16 protein-coding genes and 1 tRNA gene are annotated in these 19,509 nt (G+C 64.6%); 11 read left to right on the forward strand and 6 right to left on the reverse strand.

Features of this window, described 5'->3' with window-relative positions; translation table 11 throughout:
- Positions 1–27: 27 nt before the first annotated feature.
- Both CQ044_RS15470 and CQ044_RS15475 read right to left on the reverse strand, forming a co-directional pair.
- Positions 28–109, reverse strand: a tRNA-Leu gene (locus CQ044_RS15470).
- 56 nt (positions 110–165) lie between these two features.
- Positions 166–1,380: an MFS transporter gene (locus CQ044_RS15475; RefSeq protein WP_105689286.1), complete on the reverse strand. Its 1,215-nt coding sequence runs from the start codon at positions 1,378–1,380 to the stop codon at positions 166–168.
- A 110-nt stretch (positions 1,381–1,490) separates the two neighbouring features.
- On the opposite strand from CQ044_RS15475, the gene CQ044_RS15480 reads away from it, so the two are divergent.
- The 4 genes from CQ044_RS15480 (at position 1,491) to CQ044_RS19445 (ending at position 4,630) form a co-directional block, all read left to right on the forward strand.
- The gene (locus tag CQ044_RS15480) at positions 1,491–1,940 is read left to right on the forward strand and encodes a MarR family winged helix-turn-helix transcriptional regulator (RefSeq protein ID WP_105689287.1); all 450 of its coding nucleotides are present in this window, start codon (positions 1,491–1,493) and stop codon (positions 1,938–1,940) included.
- 87 nt (positions 1,941–2,027) lie between these two features.
- On the forward strand, positions 2,028–3,203 hold the full coding sequence (locus tag CQ044_RS15485; protein WP_105689288.1) for a CpaF family protein: 1,176 nt from the start codon (positions 2,028–2,030) through the stop codon (positions 3,201–3,203).
- 59 nt (positions 3,204–3,262) lie between these two features.
- On the forward strand, positions 3,263–3,781 hold the full coding sequence (locus tag CQ044_RS15490) for a hypothetical protein (RefSeq protein ID WP_105689289.1): 519 nt from the start codon (positions 3,263–3,265) through the stop codon (positions 3,779–3,781).
- Between the two features lie 219 nt (positions 3,782–4,000).
- Entirely contained in the window at positions 4,001–4,630 is a 630-nt protein-coding gene (locus CQ044_RS19445; protein WP_146116801.1) for a hypothetical protein, read from the forward strand.
- A gap of 280 nt (positions 4,631–4,910) precedes the next feature.
- Here CQ044_RS19445 and CQ044_RS15500 read toward each other — a convergent pair whose 3' ends face one another.
- Positions 4,911–6,044, reverse strand: coding sequence for a GTP pyrophosphokinase family protein (locus CQ044_RS15500; RefSeq protein WP_105689291.1), 1,134 nt, complete (start codon positions 6,042–6,044; stop codon positions 4,911–4,913).
- 166 nt (positions 6,045–6,210) lie between these two features.
- The gene (locus CQ044_RS19940) at positions 6,211–6,369 is read right to left on the reverse strand and encodes a zf-TFIIB domain-containing protein (RefSeq protein WP_146116802.1); all 159 of its coding nucleotides are present in this window, start codon (positions 6,367–6,369) and stop codon (positions 6,211–6,213) included.
- A 111-nt stretch (positions 6,370–6,480) separates the two neighbouring features.
- On the opposite strand from CQ044_RS19940, the gene CQ044_RS19455 reads away from it, so the two are divergent.
- The 7 genes from CQ044_RS19455 (at position 6,481) to CQ044_RS15525 (ending at position 16,741) form a co-directional block, all read left to right on the forward strand.
- Complete coding sequence (locus CQ044_RS19455; protein WP_146116803.1) at positions 6,481–6,906, forward strand: hypothetical protein; 426 nt, start codon at positions 6,481–6,483, stop codon at positions 6,904–6,906.
- Complete coding sequence (locus CQ044_RS19460) at positions 6,906–7,763, forward strand: hypothetical protein (RefSeq protein ID WP_146116804.1); 858 nt, start codon at positions 6,906–6,908, stop codon at positions 7,761–7,763. The genes CQ044_RS19455 and CQ044_RS19460 overlap by 1 nt, the downstream gene beginning before the upstream one ends.
- A gap of 101 nt (positions 7,764–7,864) precedes the next feature.
- Positions 7,865–8,260 carry a TadE family protein gene (locus CQ044_RS15505; RefSeq protein WP_105689292.1) on the forward strand — a complete coding sequence of 132 codons (396 nt, stop codon included), beginning with the start codon at positions 7,865–7,867 and terminating at the stop codon, positions 8,258–8,260.
- Complete coding sequence (locus CQ044_RS15510; RefSeq protein ID WP_258133338.1) at positions 8,226–8,726, forward strand: TadE family protein; 501 nt, start codon at positions 8,226–8,228, stop codon at positions 8,724–8,726. Before CQ044_RS15505 ends, CQ044_RS15510 begins: the two co-directional genes overlap by 35 nt.
- Entirely contained in the window at positions 8,723–9,133 is a 411-nt protein-coding gene (locus CQ044_RS15515) for a pilus assembly protein TadG-related protein (protein ID WP_105689293.1), read from the forward strand. Before CQ044_RS15510 ends, CQ044_RS15515 begins: the two co-directional genes overlap by 4 nt.
- A gap of 226 nt (positions 9,134–9,359) precedes the next feature.
- Positions 9,360–16,088: a PA14 domain-containing protein gene (locus tag CQ044_RS15520; RefSeq protein ID WP_146116805.1), complete on the forward strand. Its 6,729-nt coding sequence runs from the start codon at positions 9,360–9,362 to the stop codon at positions 16,086–16,088.
- Positions 16,085–16,741, forward strand: a complete 657-nt coding sequence (locus tag CQ044_RS15525; protein WP_146116806.1) for a hypothetical protein — start codon at positions 16,085–16,087, stop codon at positions 16,739–16,741. Before CQ044_RS15520 ends, CQ044_RS15525 begins: the two co-directional genes overlap by 4 nt.
- 96 nt (positions 16,742–16,837) lie before the next feature.
- Here the strand turns inward: CQ044_RS15525 and CQ044_RS15530 are convergent, their stop codons facing one another.
- Entirely contained in the window at positions 16,838–18,058 is a 1,221-nt protein-coding gene (locus CQ044_RS15530) for an MFS transporter (RefSeq protein ID WP_105689327.1), read from the reverse strand.
- Between the two features lie 92 nt (positions 18,059–18,150).
- The gene (locus tag CQ044_RS15535; protein ID WP_105689296.1) at positions 18,151–19,398 is read right to left on the reverse strand and encodes an HNH endonuclease signature motif containing protein; all 1,248 of its coding nucleotides are present in this window, start codon (positions 19,396–19,398) and stop codon (positions 18,151–18,153) included.
- Positions 19,399–19,509 lie beyond the last annotated feature (111 nt).

Below are 19,509 nucleotides of genomic sequence, written 5' to 3' on the forward strand. Positions count from 1 at the left end.
CCGGACGGCCGCCCCCTCATGCTTTCGTGCGGAAGGTGGGACTTGAACCCACACGCCCGAAGGCACAGGAACCTAAATCCTGCGTGTCTACCGATTTCACCACTCCCGCGAGCGCGACCAGTCTATCGGCGGCGAGTCCGGGTCTGCGGGGTGGGCCGGCCGTAGTCAGCGCGCGGCGACGGGAATCGGATTCGTGGCGGTGGGCGCGCCTGTGCCCGCGGTGTCGGGCCGCGCGGATCCGTGTCGGGCGAGCGTCGCCGCGGCGATCATCACGACGAGCGCCAGTGCAGTGATCCCGGCGCCGATCCAGATGGGGGAGGTGTATCCGAGTCCCGCAGCGATGCCGACTCCGCCGGCCCAGGCACCGAGGGCGTTGCCGACGTTGAATGCGCCGATGTTCGCACCGGAGGCGAGCGTCGGAGCCGAGGACGCGTAGCCCATGACCCGGGACTGCAGGCCCGGCACGGTGCCGAATCCGAAGCCGCCCATGAGGAACAGGGCGACGGTGGTCGCGGGGCCGTTCGACGCGACGAGCGCGAAGCCCGCGAGCACGACGACGAGGGCCGCGATGAAGACGATGAGGGTCGCGTCGATCGATCGATCTGCGGCCTTGCCGCCCGCCCAGTTCCCGAGGAACAGGCCGAGGCCGAACAGCACGAGCAGCCAGGGCACCATGCCCGACGCGAAGCCGCTGACCTCGGTGAGCGTGTACGCGATGTAGGTGAAGGCGCCGAACATGCCGCCGTAGGCGAGCACCGTCACGGTGAGGGAGAACCACACCTGGCTCGAGCGGAAGGCGCCGAGCTCGTCACGCAGGCGGGTGGGCGCGATGTCGTGGGTCGCAGGAACGAGCAGGGCGATCCCGGCGAACGCGACGACGCCGATGATCGCGATCGCCCAGAACGTCGCGCGCCAGCCGAACTGCTGGCCGAGGAAGGTGCCGAAGGGGACGCCGAGCACGTTCGCGGCGGTGAGACCGGTGAACATGATCGCGATCGCCCCGGCCTTCTTCGCGGCGGGTACGAGTGAGGCGGCGAGGACGGATCCGATCCCGAAGAATGCGCCGTGCGTGAGGGCCGCGATGATGCGGCCGACCATCGCCAGACCGTAGTCGGGGGCGAGGGCGGTGAGGGCGTTGCCGATGATGAAGAGGACGATGAGGGCGAGCAGCACGGGCTTGCGGGGGAGGCGCGTGGTCGCGGCGGTGAGGAGGAGCGCGCCGATGACGACGCTCAGCGCGTAGCCGGAGATGAGCCAGCCGGCGGCGGTCTCGGTGACGGCGAAGTCGGCGGCCACTTCGGGCAGCAGGCCCATGATGACGAACTCGGTGAGGCCGATTCCGAAGGCGCCGAGGGCGAGGGCGATCAGGCCGAGAGGCATGGAGGAGCTCCTGGTACAGTGAGATAGTTGCAGGCGCGGGATTTCGCGCGGGTGAACACCATGCTTGCACGCGCAAATAGAAAGCGCAAGCAACTACTTGAGGAGGATCCATGGGCATCGCCGATGACGCCGTCGAGATCCGCGCCCGCGGGTGGCGCACGATGGCTGCCCTGCACGCCATGATCGAGGCCGAGCTGGAGCGCGCCCTGTCGGCCGACGCGGGGCTCTCCGTGGTCGAGTACACCGTGCTGGAGGCGCTGGACCGGCAGGACGGCTGGCACATGCGCATGCAGCAGCTGGCCCGAGCCGCGGCCCTCAGCCCGAGTGCGACGACCCGCCTGGTGAACCGGCTCGAGGACAGGGGACTGCTCACCCGCATCCTCTGCATCGACGACCGGCGCGGGATCTACACGGAGCTCACGCCGAGTGGTCGGGAGCTGCACGAGCGCGCCCGCCCGGTGCACGACGAGACCCTGGAGCGCGTGCTCGCCGATGCCGCGGAGCAGCCCGAGCTGCTGCCCATGGTGGACGCCCTGCACGACGTCGCCCGCGCGGGCTGACAGCTGTCAGGTGCGCGTCCGGCGCCGAGTAGCGGTGCCTGTGGATAACTTCCGAGGCGGATACGCGGATCCTGCGACGATGCGGGGGTGAGTCCGACCACCGCTGCCGTCACCGAGAGGGTGCGCGCGCGGCTGCGTGCCGAGCGGACGGATCCTTCGACCCATCCCGATGAGGCGCGGCGGATCGCTCAGTTCGAGGTGCGTCGGCACAACGATCACGCGCTCGCCCGCGGGACTGCCACGATCGACGACGAGGCGGCCTGTGTGCGGGACATCCTCGCCGGGGTGGCCGGCTACGGGCCGCTGCAACCGCTGCTCGAGGACGATTCGATCGAGGAGATCTGGCTCAACGGTCCCTCACGCGTGTTCATCGCCCGCGACGGGCGCAGCGAGCGCGTGCCGATCGCCCTGACCGAGGCGCAGCTGCGCGACGTCGTCGAACGCATGCTGCACTCCACCGGGCGGCGGGTCGACATCGGGCAGCCGTTCGTCGATGCATCCCTGCCGGATGGTTCCCGGCTGCACGTCGCGATCGCCGATGTCGTCCATGGGTCCTGGGCGGTCAACATCCGGCGGTTCCTGCCGCGATACCGGAGCCTTGACTCCCTCGTCGCACAGGGCATGGTCCCCGCGCCGGTCGGCGCGATGCTCTCCGACGCGATGCGCGCGGGCCGCAGCGTGGTGGTCTCGGGGCCCACCCATGCGGGCAAGACCACGCTCCTGGCCGCGCTCGTCGCCGAATGCCGCGAACAGCGGGTGATCACCGTGGAGGAGACGTTCGAACTCGGCGTGCAGGCGCCGGATCTCGTGGCTCTGCAGGGTCGCCAGGCGGGCCTCGAAGGTACCGGGGAGATCACGCTGCGGCGCCTCGTGAAGGAGGCGCTGCGGATGCGGCCCGACCGGCTCGTTGTCGGCGAGGTACGCGATGCCGAGGCGCTCGATCTGGTTCTCGCACTCAACACCGGCGTCCCCGGCGCCGCCACCGTGCATGCGAACTCGGCCGCGGATGCCCTCGACAAGCTCACGATGCTGCCCTTGCTCGCGGGACGCAACATCGACAGGGCGTTCATCGCACCGGCGCTCGCCGCATCCGTGGACCTCGTCGTGCACTGCCGCCGCGAGGCTGACGGCACCCGACGTGTCGCCGAGGTGATCGAGCCTCTCGTCGTCGACGCCGGCGGACGCATCACGCATCGTGTCATCCATGCGGAGCCGGAGCCGTATGCCTCTTCGGGCATGTTCCGCCACCGGGGCGTCGCATGACGTCCGCAACAATGTCGGAGGTCGCCGATACGGTCATAGCAACCGGACAGGAGGACTAAATGACTGACGAGATGCACACCCCAGAGACAGAAGAACAGGCGGAGCGCTGGACTCCGGATACTGACCCCGACGGCTACACGCTCGACGATGTAGATGCCAAAGACTGGTATCTACACACGGCGCTCAACTTCATTCATGGCATGGACGACAAGCACTTGGGATCGTTCGGGCTGACGGTTACGTCCAATGGTGTGGTCGTGTCTGGCCTCGCGATCAGCCGTGCCGAATGGATAACCGCTCAAGTTGAGCTCTACAAGAATGCTGGCGTACCTGACGTCGCGGAGCACGTCGAGAAGCTGTTCACCGATGCGCATGAAGGCTTTGTGAAGGAAGCAGAACGCCGCAACGAGGCTGGGCTTCCTGCGCGCGTCCGAGGATTTGTCCACATGAAGGACGTTCGGCTCGGTAGCGGTGCCGCGACTACTCAGGTGCCGCTCTGGCGCGGCAAACTGTCGGACATCACCGGCTGGTCGATGGGTTCATGGAACTCACCCCAGGGGTCTGCCGAAACTGAGTAGTGAGTTCATGCCGTCGTTGCGCCAGGTGACGTGGTTAGCCGATTGAGGCGCAGCGACGGCGGCCATCGAAGCTTGCGAGCTCAAGTCGGAGGAACTCCCGTGCCAGAAGCGATGCAGACAGTTCGGCGTGTCGTAGGCGAAAGAGGTGCGTGCGACTCTCAACTCTCGTTTCCGGTCTAGATCGTCCACCTCTCAGTGGGTACTCGCTAAGGTTCGAGAGTGAACTTCGGGGACACGTTCTGGGCGACGATGTGGGGCGCGCTAGGCGGTGCGGTGGTCGGCGCATTGGCAGCTTGGCTCTTCTCGCTTGACCTACGTCGCCGCGAACGCGAAGACCGCGCGCAGGAGCGGGAGCAAGATCGACTTGACCGGCAGGCCGAACGCGATCTCGACCGGGAGGACCGCCGCGTTGAGCGAGAAGAACAAAGGGCTTGGGACTACGACGAACGCCTTCGGCGTGCATGGCCCGATATCATCGGGGACACTCGCCTCTTCGGTAATGCCAGTCGAGCAGTGTACGACGCGATGCGTACAAACGTGCCGATCGGAAACGGGTACAAGCAGTACCGCAACTCGTTGCTATCACTCACGCAGCGGCTGTTCGCAGTCGCGGCGATTGCGAAGGACGCCGACCACCGTGTGGTCAACGCCATCGGAAGCCTGACCGCAACCACTCCGCCATACACCGATGTGCAGATCCGCGCGATGGATCAGATCGTTGATGCTTTGGCGAAGTATACGACTGTGCCCCCTGACTACAGAACAGCCGCTATGCACGAGTTGGAGGCAACGCTTCAGGACGTCGTGACTACTGCGCGACACGAAACTGAGGAGTTCTTGGCGCATTAGAGGGCTGCATCCATCGCGCGAACCTCGGCGGCATCTCCTAGGTCAGGTGATGAGGGTGCCGGAGAGTCGCGAATAGTTCTCAGTTGGCCCGAATGGCCCCCTTCGGGCAAGTCTTGTGAACCATCGAACGGATGTGGTCCGAGCGGGCTGTCGCTCGACGGGGCGCTAAGGTGCTATCCCGAAAGCCGACCACGCCACTGCCCGGCACAATCCTGGATCGCATTTCGGCTGTTTCAGACCATTTTCAGCATGACGTAGTCTGCGCAGCCATGAGCCATGTTCAGTACTTCGCGCCGAACGGGTCGACGAACGCCTCATCGTGCACCCTCCGGAAGGCTGTGCGGACCTCTGGAATTTTGAGATGGTGGATGTTCGTCAACTCCTGCTCGCCCTCCGGTTGCTGAAGACGCTCGTGCAGGTACAGGTAAAAGAGGCTGATGCCGGGTGAGAGCGTGCGGTATTTGCCATCGGAATCACGGTCTTCATCGACGAACTCATCGGCTGGGTCAATCGCCACGGGATCAGGTAGATTGAACCAGTTCACGGCGAAGTCGACAAGCGCATCGAAGTTTCGTGAGACCGACTCCGCAACACGCTCCGTGTTCTGGTAGCCCACGGCGACGAGCTCGTCAGCGCGTGCGTCCGCGTATCCTCGCGACATCTGGTCATTGAGCTTTGCTCCAATCCCAGATGAGATAGCGAGATCGGCCCGCGCGACTGGCCCGTCTGAAGTCACGAGGGCGCGGATCGAGTCTCGGTCGATCGCGAGATTCCCGCCGTCGGCGACTACCGCCTCGACTCTTTGAACGTGGTCCGCAACCTCGCGGGAAACTGCGTCGAATTCCGAATCGGCAAGTTCAAGCAGGCTCGCCAGTCGAGCGAATCGTCTGCGAAGATGCACAGGAATTCCGGAGGTTGACTTGTAGCCGAGATCATGTTCTATCTCGGCCCAGGCATGTTGGAGGATTGACCGGATTTGGATTTCGAAGTAGATGCCCCGGTAGGGGGCCCACTCCGCAAGTGTCGATCGTGCTGTGCTGGTCGTTGCCACGAGATGATTGGAAAGATATCCGAAGCGATCCGGGTCTAGTGAAGTTTGCTTATCGAGCGACCGGTCTTCATCAATATCGAAGTTGGCTCGCAACACGCTAACAACGGTGTCCACGTCGCTCGCTAGATATGTGATTACCCGCAGACCGAGCATGTCGTGAAGGTCGCCAAAGGAGCCATACCTGGCTGGATTGGCCCGGACTTTCTTCGTCGCGCTCTGCTGGCCCTTGACGCGGTGGACCACGTCTAGAACTGTTAGGCCCGTCGTTTCGATGAGTTCTCGGACCAAACGTTCTACCTTGTTACCCAGAGGCACGAGCAAAGCTTGGCGACTCGCGTAACCCGCGTCCTGGGACTCCACCATAGGATGAGGCTATCGAATCAGGCGAGCATCATGTCCGAGATCACGCGATCTAGTGCCCGCTCGAGCCCGCGGAGCAACTTATAGCAACTCGATCCGGTCTGTTCCAGGGTGAGCCTAGGGGGCGAATTGAGTACACCGGTGAGCACTCAGGACTCCAATATGGCTTCTAAGGCTCGTTCATCCGGCCACAGTCCGGGCATTGCCAGACCGGTTCGCCGTCAACGTCATCCGGCTCCATCCGATGCAGGCATCGCGGGCAGCTCGGCGTGTTCAGAACCTCGTCGCGGAGGCGCCGAAGATCCCGCTGTCGTTCCAGATCATCCATCCCGCCAGGTTAGGTGCCTCACGAATCGGGCGCTCCGAGCACCACTAGGATCGGATCGAACGATGTGTCGGAGGTGCCATGGCGTCCCAACGGGCGAGATCAACCCGTGCAGTGACCGAAGTCGCACTGCCTGCTGACCAGGTACGCATCGATGTGCCTGGTTCCGCCGAAGTTGCGGGGCCACCGCGAGGGACGTTCGAAGAAGCGGTTCGCGACTTCGCCATCGATGTTCTCAACGCGGCAAGCATTCGTGAGACGATCGCTCGTGGCGCGACCTCCGACGAAGTCCAGTACACAAGCGCCTACTTTGAGTATGCGAAATTCGACGTCCGCAATGCTGGCCATGTTCGCAAGATCCCTAAATGGCATCCCGTAGCAAAGATCGTCGGTCCGATCCTGTTCTTGGCCACCGGAGTTGCCTTGCCATTGGCATTCGCTCCGACTCCTTGGCCTGGATGGGGAGTTGTCGCGGGGGCAACCTTGGTGGGCGGCGTCTTTTGTGCGTTCGCGGTCGAGTACTGGAAGGGAGGAGAGTGATGATCGCCAAAGATCGCGACTCTTCTGTTCGGTTGAGCACGGCGGGCCGGGAGGCTTTGGAGGAGCACCTTGACGCCGAGCGCCGACGGATACTCGCCGAGGCGACCCGGTTGGGCGATGGCACCGCGCTTTCGGCGTTCGACATCGTGAATGCTGTTGAGCTGATCACTGCACGCGAACGCGAAGCTCCTGTTCGCGGGTATCGGCGGACCTCCCTCGAGCGCTGGAAGACGTGGAGTGCTCTAGCATTTGTTGCAGTCGGCTTGCTGGGGGTTGTGGCCATCGTGATACCGATCTTGCTCAACATTCCCGACAAGGGGGTAGGGAGCGCGGAGCCATGGCTGCAAGCCGCTGTGTCAGTCGCTGCTGGGGCCGCTACCGCTGCCGTTGGCTTTGCGGCGGTTGCTCTCGCGGGTGGCGCGCGGCGAGCAAACCGTTACGCACGCGAGATGAACGACATTGAGGTGACCCCGCTCTATGGAGACCGTTCGACCCATTCCCATGCCATCGAGGTCGATCCTGCGCTGAGGCAATCTTGGATAATTCGTACGCAAAGCCAGCGAGCTACGGGGGCGTTCATCGCTAGTTGGATCCTGCTCGAAGAGCAGCTTCGTGAGTTGGGCGGTGATTTCCTCGGCATACCTCCTGAGGACGCGCGTCGTTACCCTTTCGGTGAGCTGCTGAGAAGGTTGCAGCGTGAAGGAGTCCTTGCCCCGACCGACTACCAGACTTTGCGAGAACTTCTCGCACTTCGGAACGCCGTAATGCACGGTGGAGATTATGATCCAAGTTCTCTGGAGCGAGCCGACGCGGCTATTCCGCAGTTGAGGGACAGAATCAAACTCCGAGCGAGGTGACCGCTTCAGGACTAGGCCGCTCGTTGCTCGGCAAATTGGGCGTTGCTTGCACGCCAGAGGTTGCTGCCAGTACACGAGGTTGACGTCCGAGCGAGACGGTTGTGCAGCGTTCAGACGGCGTTCTCGGTCCAGGCAGCGCCAGTCGCCGTGGTGAGGCCTTCGGCGTTAAGAGTCACGGCCGTGACGGCGAGCAGTTCGCCCTGACCGTCTATGTGCGCAACGTGGTGCACGACGCCGCGGTCGAGGGCACGCACGTCGCGGCCCTCGCCGACACCGAGGACGGTGAGGGCGTGCGGCGCACCGAGCTCGTGATCAGTCGCGCCGTCGGGCGCGGTTACGCGCAGAACGTGACCGTGCGCGAGACGGCGGCACTGGGCGTACCGACCATGGAGGTCACCGTGCGCACGACCCTGCCGCTCATCGGCCTGCTCGGGGTGCCCTCCGGAATGGAGGTGACCGGTCGTGCTCCCGTGGAGTCCTTCACCGAGAACGGGTGACCCCGCCGGCTGCCGCGCATCCGCTCGCGGGCTGTCGGACGAGACCGGATCCGCGGCGCTGGAGTTCATCGGGCTCGGGGTGATCCTGCTCGTGCCGCTGGTGTATCTCGTGCTCGCTCTCGGCGCGATCCAGGGGCAGATGCTGGGAGTCGAGTCCGCGGCGCGGCACGCGGCGCGCACGATGGGTGCGGCGAGCGGCGTCGCCGACGCCACCGCACGGGCGGACGCGACCGTGCGGTCCGCGATCGAGGAGTACGGGATGGATGCGGACACTGTCGACGTCGACATCCGCTGCGCACTGCTCAGTGCCGGATGCCCGGCTGCGGGCGCGACGGTCGTGGTCACGGTGACGGCAGAGGTCGCGTTGCCGTTCGTGCCGCCGGTGTTCGGCCTGGACCGCGTGAGCAGGGTGCGGGTGCAGGCGTCTTCGGCGTACAAGGTCTCGCGCACGTGGACGGACGGATGAGCGCGGTGCGGACCAGGGAGCAACGTGTCGGTCTGCTCGACGATGACCGCGGCAGCACGATGCCGCTCATCCTGGGGTATCTCGTGCTGGCGATCGCCGCGATCTACGTCTGCGTGTGCGCGACCGATCTGTACATCGCGCAGAAGCGGCTCGACTCGGTGGCCGACGCGGCCGCGCTCGCCGGAGCCGACGGCTTCCGTCTGCAGGTCGAGGGCGAGGCGATCCGCGCCGAGCTCGACGACGCGGAGATCGCGGATCAGGCGAGCGCGGTGATCGGAGTCATCGACGACGGCGCAGAACTGGTCTCTGCGGGCAGCCCCGACGGACGCTCGGCACGGGTGACCGTGAGCGCGACGTGGTCGCCGCCCCTGCTCAGCGAGCTCGTGCCTTCGATGCTCGTGATCTAGTCGACCGGCACGAGTCGCAGGGCAGTCGAGTGATGGCTGCGTCGAGGGGCCTGGCTGCGGCCGGTTCGAAAGTGTGCTTGCTGCACGCACCGACTTTCGTCCAACCTGAGCGTCACCAGTGTGTATGTTAAGTATTCGCTGGACTAGCTGTCGGTGTTGACGGCTCGGATTCGATGGGGACTCTGTGATTCGCTGGGCTCGACTGACGCTCGTTTCTGCTGTCGCTGTGCTTTCGCTTCTGATCGGAACGTTGTTCGCCGACCCGGCGTCGGCGAGGCTGTTGTCGCCGACGAGTCAGGCAATGAGCAGTCCGACTAGTCCGGACGACGCAACGGATCGCGCGACGCTCCCCGTGGGGAATGCTCCGGCCACGGATCCGGGAGTTCCGGCGGGCGAATCTGAGCCGGCGCGCCCGCTGCCGTTGCCAGCCATCGGGGATAGCGCCTACGCGCCACCGACGAAAGTTGCCCCGAAACCGAGTGGGTTGGTCGACACCTCTGGGTTGAAAGTGCTGACGCGGTCGGAGACGTCAACGACGTTCGAAGGGCCAGACGGCGCCCAGGTACAGCAGCTCTCGCCGTCGCCGATCAACGTCAAGGGCAAGAACGGCAAGTGGGGCGCGATCAACACCTCCGTCGAGGAAGTGAACGGCTCTTGGCAAGTAAAGGACCATCCACTTTCGCCCAGATTCGGAACGGCTGCGGACAAGAAGGACGCGGTCTCCGTATCTCGTAATGGCCACGACGTGTCCTTCTCGTTGATTGGCGCTGGCGCTGGCAAGAAAGAGACGCCGTTCTGGTTCTGGGACGACCGTGAGAAGTTCGCGTTCCGAGGTGTCGGCGACGGTCAGGACCTTGAGTACCGGATCGAGACGAGCGAGGTCAAGGAGTCGCTCGTCCTGAGGAAGAAGCCGGGCAAGGGCAAGAACTCTTGGTCGTGGCGGCTTGATGCGGGCGATCTGACGCCAAAGGTCGTTGAGGAGACAAACGCTGTCGAGCTCGTCGATGCAGTAGGCACGGTCGTGATGCTGATCCCGAGTCCTATTGCAATCGACTCGGCTCCACAGAAGGACACGTCCGGCCCGTCGATCAGCGCGCTGACCGTGAAGCTCGCTCAGACGGGCAACGGCGTCTGGAAGTACACCCTCACGGCCGACGAGTCCTGGTTGCGCGCGAAATCGCGTGTGTTCCCGGTACAGATCGATCCAACCCTCCAATCCGGCCCATCGTGGGCTACCACGTTCAAATCAGACGGCCCGACCTTCAACGGTCTGGCCTATGTTGGAAACACGGGTGAATCCCCGAACCGGACCTGGAGGTCGGTGGTCGGGTACAACTACGGCTCGATCCCCGATAACTTCATCGGTGCCGCGCAGATGGACGTTGGCTTTCTGTCGGGGAATGGAACGCCAACCGCTTACCGTGGCGACGTCCGCCACGCAAATTGTGTGGGATTTAATTGTCTCGGCACCTACATTGATCAGTACACCGTCGGCACCGGGTGGACTCAGACGGCAGGCCTAGGAATTGCGCAGCGGTTGGTCAACCAGTTCAAGCTCAAGGACTACGGGGTCGCCTGGATGCTCACAGGAGAGGAGGGCGCGAATTACAGCTTCAAAGATGTCAGCGTGGGCATTCAGATTATCTACTGGGGTTATGCAACGATTGCCCCGACTGCGCCGGCAGCAAACGTCACCGGGGCGTCTGTAACTCCGACGCTGACCGCGACGGCAACGAACCCGGGGAACACCGCCCAGCGGTACGGGTTCGAGGTCTCTTCGACGTCAGACATGGCCAATGTGGTCGCTGCATCCAGCTGGCAGACAGGGCTCTCCTGGACCGTCCCGGAAGGCGTGCTGCGCGCCGGAACGCAGTACTACTGGCGGGCAAAGGTCTACGATGCCGACCACAACGGGTGGTACGGCCAAGACACGGTCAAGAACTCAGACGTGCGTGGCTTCACGACGAACCAGGTCCCGCTTCCTTCGGCGACAACGGCAGCACCAGGCACGGAATCCGGTGTGCCCCAGGTGGTGACCACATTGACCCCGCAGCTGCAAGTCGGCTCGGTCGCCGACACCGACACCGTGAACTCGGGTCCAATGAAGTACCGGTTCAAGATTGCGACCGGCGCAGACGGCAAGTCAGGCGCGGTCGTCACCTCAGAGTGGGTGGCGGCAGGCGCCGACGGGATCGCACGGTGGACTGTACCTGCGGGCACCACCCAGGACGGCGGAATCTATTCTTGGCTGGTACAAACCAATGACGGCAAGGATTCGAACACCTTCAATACGTGGAAGAAGACGATCAAGGTCGATCTGCGGCTTGGGTCCACAGGCCCGTCCCCGTTCGAATCCGCGGGCCCCGTGACCGTCAACCTGGCCAACGGAAACGCAAACCTCGCATTCGCATCACCAACGGTGCAAACCCTGGGCGGCCCTATGGGCATGTCCTTCACCTACAACAGCCAGGAGGTCAAGGATGCGAATCGCGGACTGACGGGTGAGTATTTCGATGCGCGCGTGAACGGAGCCGCTCCAACGTCACCTGCTGGCAATACGTTCGACAACAAAACTCCGTTGTTCGTCCGCACTGATCCCTCGGTCTCGTTTGACTGGGGAGAGAAGGCGCCGGTGGACGCGGTCCCAGCGGACTACTTCCTTGCTCGATGGTCGGGCTTCGTGACGCTGCCGGCGAGCCTGGTCGGGCAACCGATCCAGATCGGTGTTCGGCAGGATGACGGCGCCAGAGTATGGGTCAACGGCGAACAGTTGGTCAACAACTGGGTGTCGACGCCACCGACACTGACGTGGGGACCGCAACGTACCTATGCCGCGGGCGCGATGCCCGTCAAGTTCGAGTACTTCGAGGGACAGAGTCTTGCGGTTGCGGAGTTGTGGGTGAAGACGCCGACAACGCAGTTCGTGATCCCGCCCGACTGGTTCACGAAGAAAGTCCAGGTGCTGCCAGCAGGCTGGTCTGCATCGACGCCGATCGCGGGCCCTAGCGCGACATGGGTGTCGTCGACCTTGACAGATTCTGCGGCGATCCTGACAGACTCATCGGGCAAGACCCACACGTACTCGCGGTCCAGTACGGCCGGGTTCGCGCCCCCCTCCGGCGAGTACGGAACCGTTTCGCTCGACGCCACCGGTTTGCTCGTGTTCACGGACGAGGATGGAACCGTCTACCAGTTCACCAAGGAAGGCAAAGTCGCGTCCGCGACCCCGGTCGCGGACGGGCAGAAGCCGGCAGCGCCATTCTCCGTGCTGGATGCTCGCGGCGTCACTACCCAGATCAACGACCCGGTGTCGAAGGACGGCAATGCGTACACCCGAGCTGTGAACTTCACCTATCAGGATGCTGGTCAAACGCTCTGCCCTCAAGGCACCGGATCCGGGTACGCGAAGACTCCCGCCGACCTGCTCTGCAAGATCACATATCCCGACGGCACCACCTCGACGCTGCTCTATAACGCGCAGGGCCTGCTGGCCTCCATCACTGACCCGGGTACGGAGGTGTCATCGTTCGGATACGACTCCTCGGGGCAGCTGGTGCAGGTGCGTGATTCGACAGCGAACGATGCGATCGATGCTGGGCTGACCGCGACAGACGCGTCAACGACTCAGATCGCATACACCGCGGGAAAAGTCACATCGGTGACCATGCCAGCGCCGGACGGTACCACGATTGCACAGCGCCCATCCAAGTCCTTCACGTATGTGGACGGCGGGACGACGACCGTGCAGGTCGCCGGGCTCACGGGTAACGCGAAGACGGTCAACTTCGACACGGCATGGCGGCAGACCGCCGCGACGTCAGCGATGGGCGTAACTGTGTCCCAGCAATGGGACCCGGCAAAGGATCTCGTCTTGTCCACGTCGGACAGCGCGGGCGTCGTCTCGACGAGCGTCTTTGACCCGGTCACGGACCGCGCCACTGACACCTACGGCCCTGCCCCTGCGGCCTGCTTCGGAGCGGACCGGCGCCCGGTCCCGGGACCCGAATCGGCTGGCGGATGCGGCATCCTTCCTGCGCACTCCAGCACCGCCTACGACGGCGGCTTGAACGGCCTGCAAGCCACCTACTATCCGAACAAGACCCTCGCTGGGAAGCCCACGTTGTTCGGCCTCGGTATCCTCGGCACTACGGGCGGAGCGGTCGACAAGAACTGGGGAACCAACAGTCCCGGTGGCACTCTTCCCGCGGACGGATGGTCGGTCCGACTGACCGGGCTGATCACGTTCCCACAAGCGGGCGCCTATACGTTGCAGACCAACAGCGACGATGGTGTTCGCGTGTGGCTCAGCGATGTGCTGAACGTCGACCGATGGGTCGACCAGGCCGCCACCGACGCGACCGGAACGGCGATAACTGTAGCTGCCGGAGAATCGCGCCGCATTCGCGTCGAGTACTACGATTTCACGTCCGTTGCTTCGCTTCAGCTGCGCTGGAAGGCGCCTGGCGCGGGCTCATTCGTGACGATCCCGGGCTCACAACTCCGGCCAGACTACGGCCTGGCAACGTCGCGCACCGCTGACGACAGCACCTCTGTCAGCGGCGCGGCTGCCCCCTCCGTCACGGCGACAACCGCATACGAGAACCCCTGGTTGGGCCAAGCTACTTCGACCACTGTCGACCCCTCGGCGCTGGCGATGACGACGAAGACAACGTTTGAACAGCCTGGCGCAACTGGGTGGCTACGAAGACTAACGAAGACTCTGCCTGGTGCGACCGTTGCTGGGGCACCCGCGTCGGCGGCAACGACCACGACCTACTATGGCGACCTCGAAACTGCACCCACGGCATGCGGCATCCCTGCAGGCACCAGACAATATGGGATGACAAAGAAGGTCACGGGGCCAACGCCCGCCGCAGGAGGAGCGGTGACGACCGAGTACGTCTACGATACGTGGGGCCGCACTGTCGGGACCAAGGCGTCAGGCGATACGAGCTGGTCGTGCCTAACGTACGACGCCCGTGGGCGGGTGACGCAGCAAGTCGCAAATGGCGTAGCGAGCATGGCGGCCAAGACGATAACAACTGGGTACACCGCCCAGGCCGGAGGTCTCAAAGTCGTCGTCAGCGGCGTGGCGGTGGCCGGATCACCCAACGGATCCACGGTCACGACGACCACCGACCTGCTTGGCGGGGTGACGAGCTATACAGACGTGTGGAACACCATCACCACCCCGACATATGAAGCGCTCACTGGGCGAATCGTGAAGGTCACCACCACCCCCGCCGGTGGTACGCCGTCTACCACCGAGAACACTTACGATCTTGATGGAAAGGTCAAGACGGTGACGGTCGACGGGCAACAGCTCGCGTCAGTCAGTTACGACGCAAAGCAGCGCCTCGCGTCGGTTGTCTACCCGGAAGGGTCTGCGTTGACCAGCGTCAATCGTGACGCCGCGGGACGGACGAATCGCAACAGCTGGTCCGTTGCGGGGGAGAGCATTATTGACCAGGTCTCCCGGTCGCAATCCGGCAGGATCGTGTTGCACACGTCAACTCGGGGAAGTTTGTCTTACAGCTCCACATTCGGATACGACACCGCTGGCCGTCTCATCACCGCGACAATCCCCGGACACAAACTAACCTATGGATTCGGCAGCACCACAGGGTGTGCGGCGAACGTGGAGGCCGGTAAGTCCGGGAATCGGACAAGCCTCAGGGATGAATGGACCGCCCCCGGTGCATCGTCAGCAGCAGTCACGACCACGGCGTATTGCTACGACTGGGCTGACCGAATCCAGTCCTCGACGGTGAGCGGGGCTCCGTCTGGTGCCACGACCGTCGCCGATGGCCTGTCTGGTACGGACATCGTCTTCGACGCCCACGGAAACACGACCAAGCTCGCGGACATGACGTTCCTCTACGACGCGTTGAACGAGCACGTCGGCACCACCTACGCGGACGGCACGACCGTCAACGTCGCGCGAGACGCTACCGGACGGATCGTTGCCCGTACGGTCGACCCCGCAGGGCCGGCTCCAACCGCCCTGACGAAGTACCTGTATGCGGGCAATGGCGACGCCGCGTGGGGGAAGCAGTCTGAGAGCGCTCTGACGAGCAGTACGTTCCTGCCCGGCGGTGTTAGTCTCACCCGCGCGGGTGCCGCAGCCACGTGGTCGTTCCCGGACCTCCTGGGCCACGCCCTCGTCACTCGTGCGGCGTCTTTGACCGGCATGATGCTTCTGTGGGACCCGTACGGGCAACCGGTTGACACGGGCACTCTCGCCATCGCGACCGCGGTGGCGGATGACTCTGGTCAGCTCGTCGGCGACACGCTCTGGCATCAGGGGGCCCTGAAGCAAGCCGAATCTTTCGGCTCGTCGCTCGTGACTGAGATGGGCGCCCGGCTCTACGTGCCCGCACTCGGTCGATTCCTTCAGATCGACCCGATCGAGGGGGGCGTTGACAACGACTATGTGTGGCCAACTGACCCTGTCGGTGCCCATGATCTCAGCGGGCAGCGTGGCATGCCGTGTGCGAACGAAGGCCCTTGCGCCGGAACGCCGTCCGTCCGCTCAATGTTCGGTGCCCTCGGGCTCAGAGGTCCAATATCTAACGCTGGAGGCCCTGTCGGCGGCATCCCTCGCGGCGTGCCGATCAAGACCAACAAGATCAACGGAGATGCTGCGCGCGACGCGGTGGCCGCTAGATATCCTGGGAGCAGGATTGAGCAGACACGTCCTACCGACCTTGGATTTCGAAGGATCGACGTCCTAAGCCCTGCGCGTATCGCGATCGAGGTGAAGTCTGGATATACCTCGCTGAGCTCCGATGTTCGCAAACAGATCGCGAAGGATGTCATGTTGCGAAGTTCCAATGAAGTAAAAGATGTTCAGTGGATGTTCACGAAGAGTCCAATCACCGGACGCTCCGGTCCGTCCGGACCGCTTCAGCAGGCACTTAAGGATGCGAACATATCTTGGGAGGTTATTCCGTGAGTCTTGACTGGTCGGCGTATACCGCTTTGCCGCCAGAATACCTTCAGCCTTTGGGGGAAATCCCGCGCAAGGAGGCAAGATCGCTGTACCACGGGCTCATGGCGATGAGGGAACTGCGGATTGAGATCCTGCGTGGGCTTTTGGCCGCCGATGGTCATGCCCTCGATGCGTCGGATGAGGGGATAGACGCACTGAATTCCTGGTTCATCGAGAACACGGAGCCGGCCGCTGATGAACCGGCACTGCCGAGTCTTCGCTGGGCCTCCGTGACATGGGATGTTGGTCTCTTCCTCGGCGATTGTATGATCGCGCGATTCCCGCATTTGCGATGGGAATTTGAGACGCGCGGAGGAAAGAGCTATGACGGGTACCAAAGCGCTGTCGTCTTCGGGTTCACTTCCGGGGGATCGCGGAATCCAAGTTTTACGGTCTTGCAAACAGCGATGGACTATGCGATCGAAATCCTTGATGATCGTGCGGGTGGGTTTCCGCAGGGCGAGGCCACCGTGCGGGGAATATCGATCGATCTTGACGACATCTTTTCGCGCATCGAGCCTGTTCCGGTGAATCGCAGAGAGTTCTTGACGTGGATGCAAGTCGCCGCGCGTCGCAATAACCTGAGCCCGGATCATCCAGAGTTGCTGTCCAACTGACCGTTGTGGAGGTCGATGTCGCGAACCGGTGCCCTCGACGCTCGTGATCCAGTCCACCAGCACGAGTCGAACGGCACTGCAGTGACCGCGACCGACTCAGCCCGCAGGCCGCCGCGGCACGAACCGTGGGATCCACCTCAGGAACCCGACCGCGCCGAGCACGCCGATCCCGCCGATGACGGCTGCTCCGATCGCGAGCGAGCTGATCGCTGCGATGCCGGAGAACAGCAGGGGAGCGATGGCGCCTCCGGCGTCGGTGAGGGTTCGCCAGGATCCGAGGAACGCGGCGGGCTCGGATTGCGGGGCGATGTCGGCCCCGAGCGTGAGCAGGATGCCGCTCGACAGTCCGTTGCCGACGCCGAGCACGGCCGCGATCATGCCGAACCACAGCACGTTGGTGGACGCGTCGTGCGTGAGCGAGAGCACGAGGAAGCCCGCTCCCATCAGCACCATCGCGGGCAGCGCGGCCCAGAGTCGACCGAACCGGTCCATGACCTGGCCGCTCGCGTAGAAGAGGGCGAAGTCGATCGCGCCGGAGACGCCGACGACCAGCGCGATCGAGGATGCGTCCAGGCCGATCGAGACGCCCCATAGCGGCAGCACCACCTGGCGGGCCGCGCGTACCGCCGACAGGCTCGCCGCCGCGAGACCCAGTCGGCCCAGCACCCCGCGGTAACGCCACATCGTGCGGAAGACGCCCGCGCGCTCGATGGTGGGGATCGACCCGCTCACCGCCTCGCCGGTGTCCTCGATCGCGTCCGGCTCCCGCTCGGCGGCCGCGGCCTGCGCCTCCGGATCCGGGCCGAACAGCACGAGCAGGATCAGCGCGACCAGGAGGACCGCGAAGAACCACAGGGTCGCGTTCTCGGTGTGGAATAGTGCGAGCAGCGCGGCGGCGAGGAAGGGGCCTACGAACATCCCGGCGCGGAAGGATCCGCCGAGCAGCGACAGGGCCCTGGCACGGAACTCGAGCGGCACCCGGGTGGTCATGAAGGCGTGGCGGGCGAGGCCGAAGGCCGCGGCCGACATGCCGACCACGAACACCGCGATCGTGAACACGACGAGGCTCGGCGCCAACGCGCCCGCGATCACGCCGATCAGCGAGAGCGCACCCGCGATGACCATCGTGAAGCGCTCGCCGACCTTCGCCACGAGCCAGCCCGCGGGGATGTTGCCGCAAAGCTGTCCGACCACGAGCGCCGAGGCGATGAGGCCGGCGGAGGCAAGCGATGCGCCCCGGCTCGCCGCGATCACGGGGATGAGGGGCAGGACCGCGCCCTCGCCGAGCGAGAACAGCAGCGTCGGCAGGTACACCATCGGGCCGAACTTCCAGAGCACTGAGATCGACCGTTCCGCCACGCTCTCCACGGTAGACCCGTGTGCCGTCTGAGACGGAGCGGCCGTGCCGTTCAGAACGGCGCAGGCGCGGAAGTGCGGAACCCGGTCGGTGTGATGACTTGGACCGTGCGCTCCTCTGGCCGGGTGCGATACTTCGCTCGCGTGCGATGTCGCAGGCGATGATCCCTGGGGCAGAGGGGGCGCAGCCGGCGGATATCGGTGGTCCCGCCGTCGGCCCAGGGAATGTCGTGGTCGATGTCGGCATCGAGCGCAAGGCGGGTGCAGCCGTCGCGGGAGCAGGTGCCGTGCTGCAGGATCAGCCAGTTGCGCTGAGCGCGGGTGGGGCGGTAGGTGCGGCGATCCATGTCGACGATGACGCCCTTGACCGGATCCGTGATGACGCGGTGGAAGGATCCGGCGTCGAGGAAGATCTGCGCGGCCGTGAGCGGGTCGATGGGGCCGACGCCGACGATCTCCGCCTGCTCTGTCGGGGCGCCCTCGCCCGCGAGCAGCTGCACGGGCACTGTGACGAACACCTTGGTCGTCACCGCGGTCGCGGTGCCGTCGCCCTTCAGCCAGGCCGCCGCGAGGTCCGCACGGAGCTGATCCCGCGTGCGGCCGCCCCGCTCCGCTTTCTGCATGTGCTTCGCGGTTGCCGAGAGCCGGTGATAGGCGGCGTGCAGGTCGGCGGTCGGACCGTAGATGCTCAGCCACGACATGCCGTCACCGGCTTCGGTCAACGTCACCGCCCTGTCCTCCATCGCCCGCGCATGACGGCGCACGGTGCGGTCGCCGAGCAGCCTGTCCACGAGGGTGCGGACCTTGCGCCGCAGCATCGCCGGAGGGCAGGTCAGCAGCCACTCGGCGGCCGCCTCGTCGGCGGCCGCGATCGCCCTGCGCGCGTCCGCCCGGACGTCGTCCGGTGCATCGATCGGCGCCTGAAGCACCCGCACGCGGGAGACGACGTCCTGCACGGCCGCGGGGGAGCCGAATCCGGAACGGGCTCGTTCCCAGACGTTAGGCAGCAGCGTCATCGCGAACTCGGCGGTCGCCTGCATGGCGCGCACCTGATCCTCGGAGAGCTGCAGCCGCAACGCCATGTCCATGACCGCCGCCCGCTCGGCGAAGCCGGGATCCGCGTCGGCCGTGTAGAGGTCGGGGTGCCGGCGCGCCAGTTCGATCACCTCGAGGATCCGCTCCGAGCGCAGAGCCGCCCGCCGGTTCACCTCATGATCGTTGCGGGCGAGATCTCCCAGCACGAGGTCGACGATCTCCGCCGCGGACGCGAGTCGCGGGGCCGGATCGTCGGTGTTCTCCATGACCCGAGTATAGTACAAAACTACGAAGAATGCCAGGGATCAACGCCTCATTCTTTGGCCGTTCTCGGCCCTCTTCCGGAGGCGCGAGGCCGATGGGTCGTCAGGTCATCG

Source organism: Microbacterium sp. MYb64, assembly GCF_002979495.1.
GTDB lineage: Bacteria > Actinomycetota > Actinomycetes > Actinomycetales > Microbacteriaceae > Microbacterium > Microbacterium azadirachtae_A.

Coding starts and splice junctions, on each gene's coding strand:
- CQ044_RS15475 (WP_105689286.1), bottom strand. CDS start 1,380: ATGCCTCTCGGCCTGATCGCCCTCGCCCTCGGCGCCTTCGGAATCGGC.
- CQ044_RS15480 (WP_105689287.1), top strand. CDS start 1,491: ATGGGCATCGCCGATGACGCCGTCGAGATCCGCGCCCGCGGGTGGCGC.
- CQ044_RS15490 (WP_105689289.1), top strand. CDS start 3,263: ATGACTGACGAGATGCACACCCCAGAGACAGAAGAACAGGCGGAGCGC.
- CQ044_RS15500 (WP_105689291.1), bottom strand. CDS start 6,044: ATGGTGGAGTCCCAGGACGCGGGTTACGCGAGTCGCCAAGCTTTGCTC.
- CQ044_RS19940 (WP_146116802.1), bottom strand. CDS start 6,369: ATGGATGATCTGGAACGACAGCGGGATCTTCGGCGCCTCCGCGACGAG.
- CQ044_RS19460 (WP_146116804.1), top strand. CDS start 6,906: ATGATCGCCAAAGATCGCGACTCTTCTGTTCGGTTGAGCACGGCGGGC.
- CQ044_RS15515 (WP_105689293.1), top strand. CDS start 8,723: ATGAGCGCGGTGCGGACCAGGGAGCAACGTGTCGGTCTGCTCGACGAT.
- CQ044_RS15530 (WP_105689327.1), bottom strand. CDS start 18,058: ATGGTGTACCTGCCGACGCTGCTGTTCTCGCTCGGCGAGGGCGCGGTC.
- CQ044_RS15535 (WP_105689296.1), bottom strand. CDS start 19,398: ATGGAGAACACCGACGATCCGGCCCCGCGACTCGCGTCCGCGGCGGAG.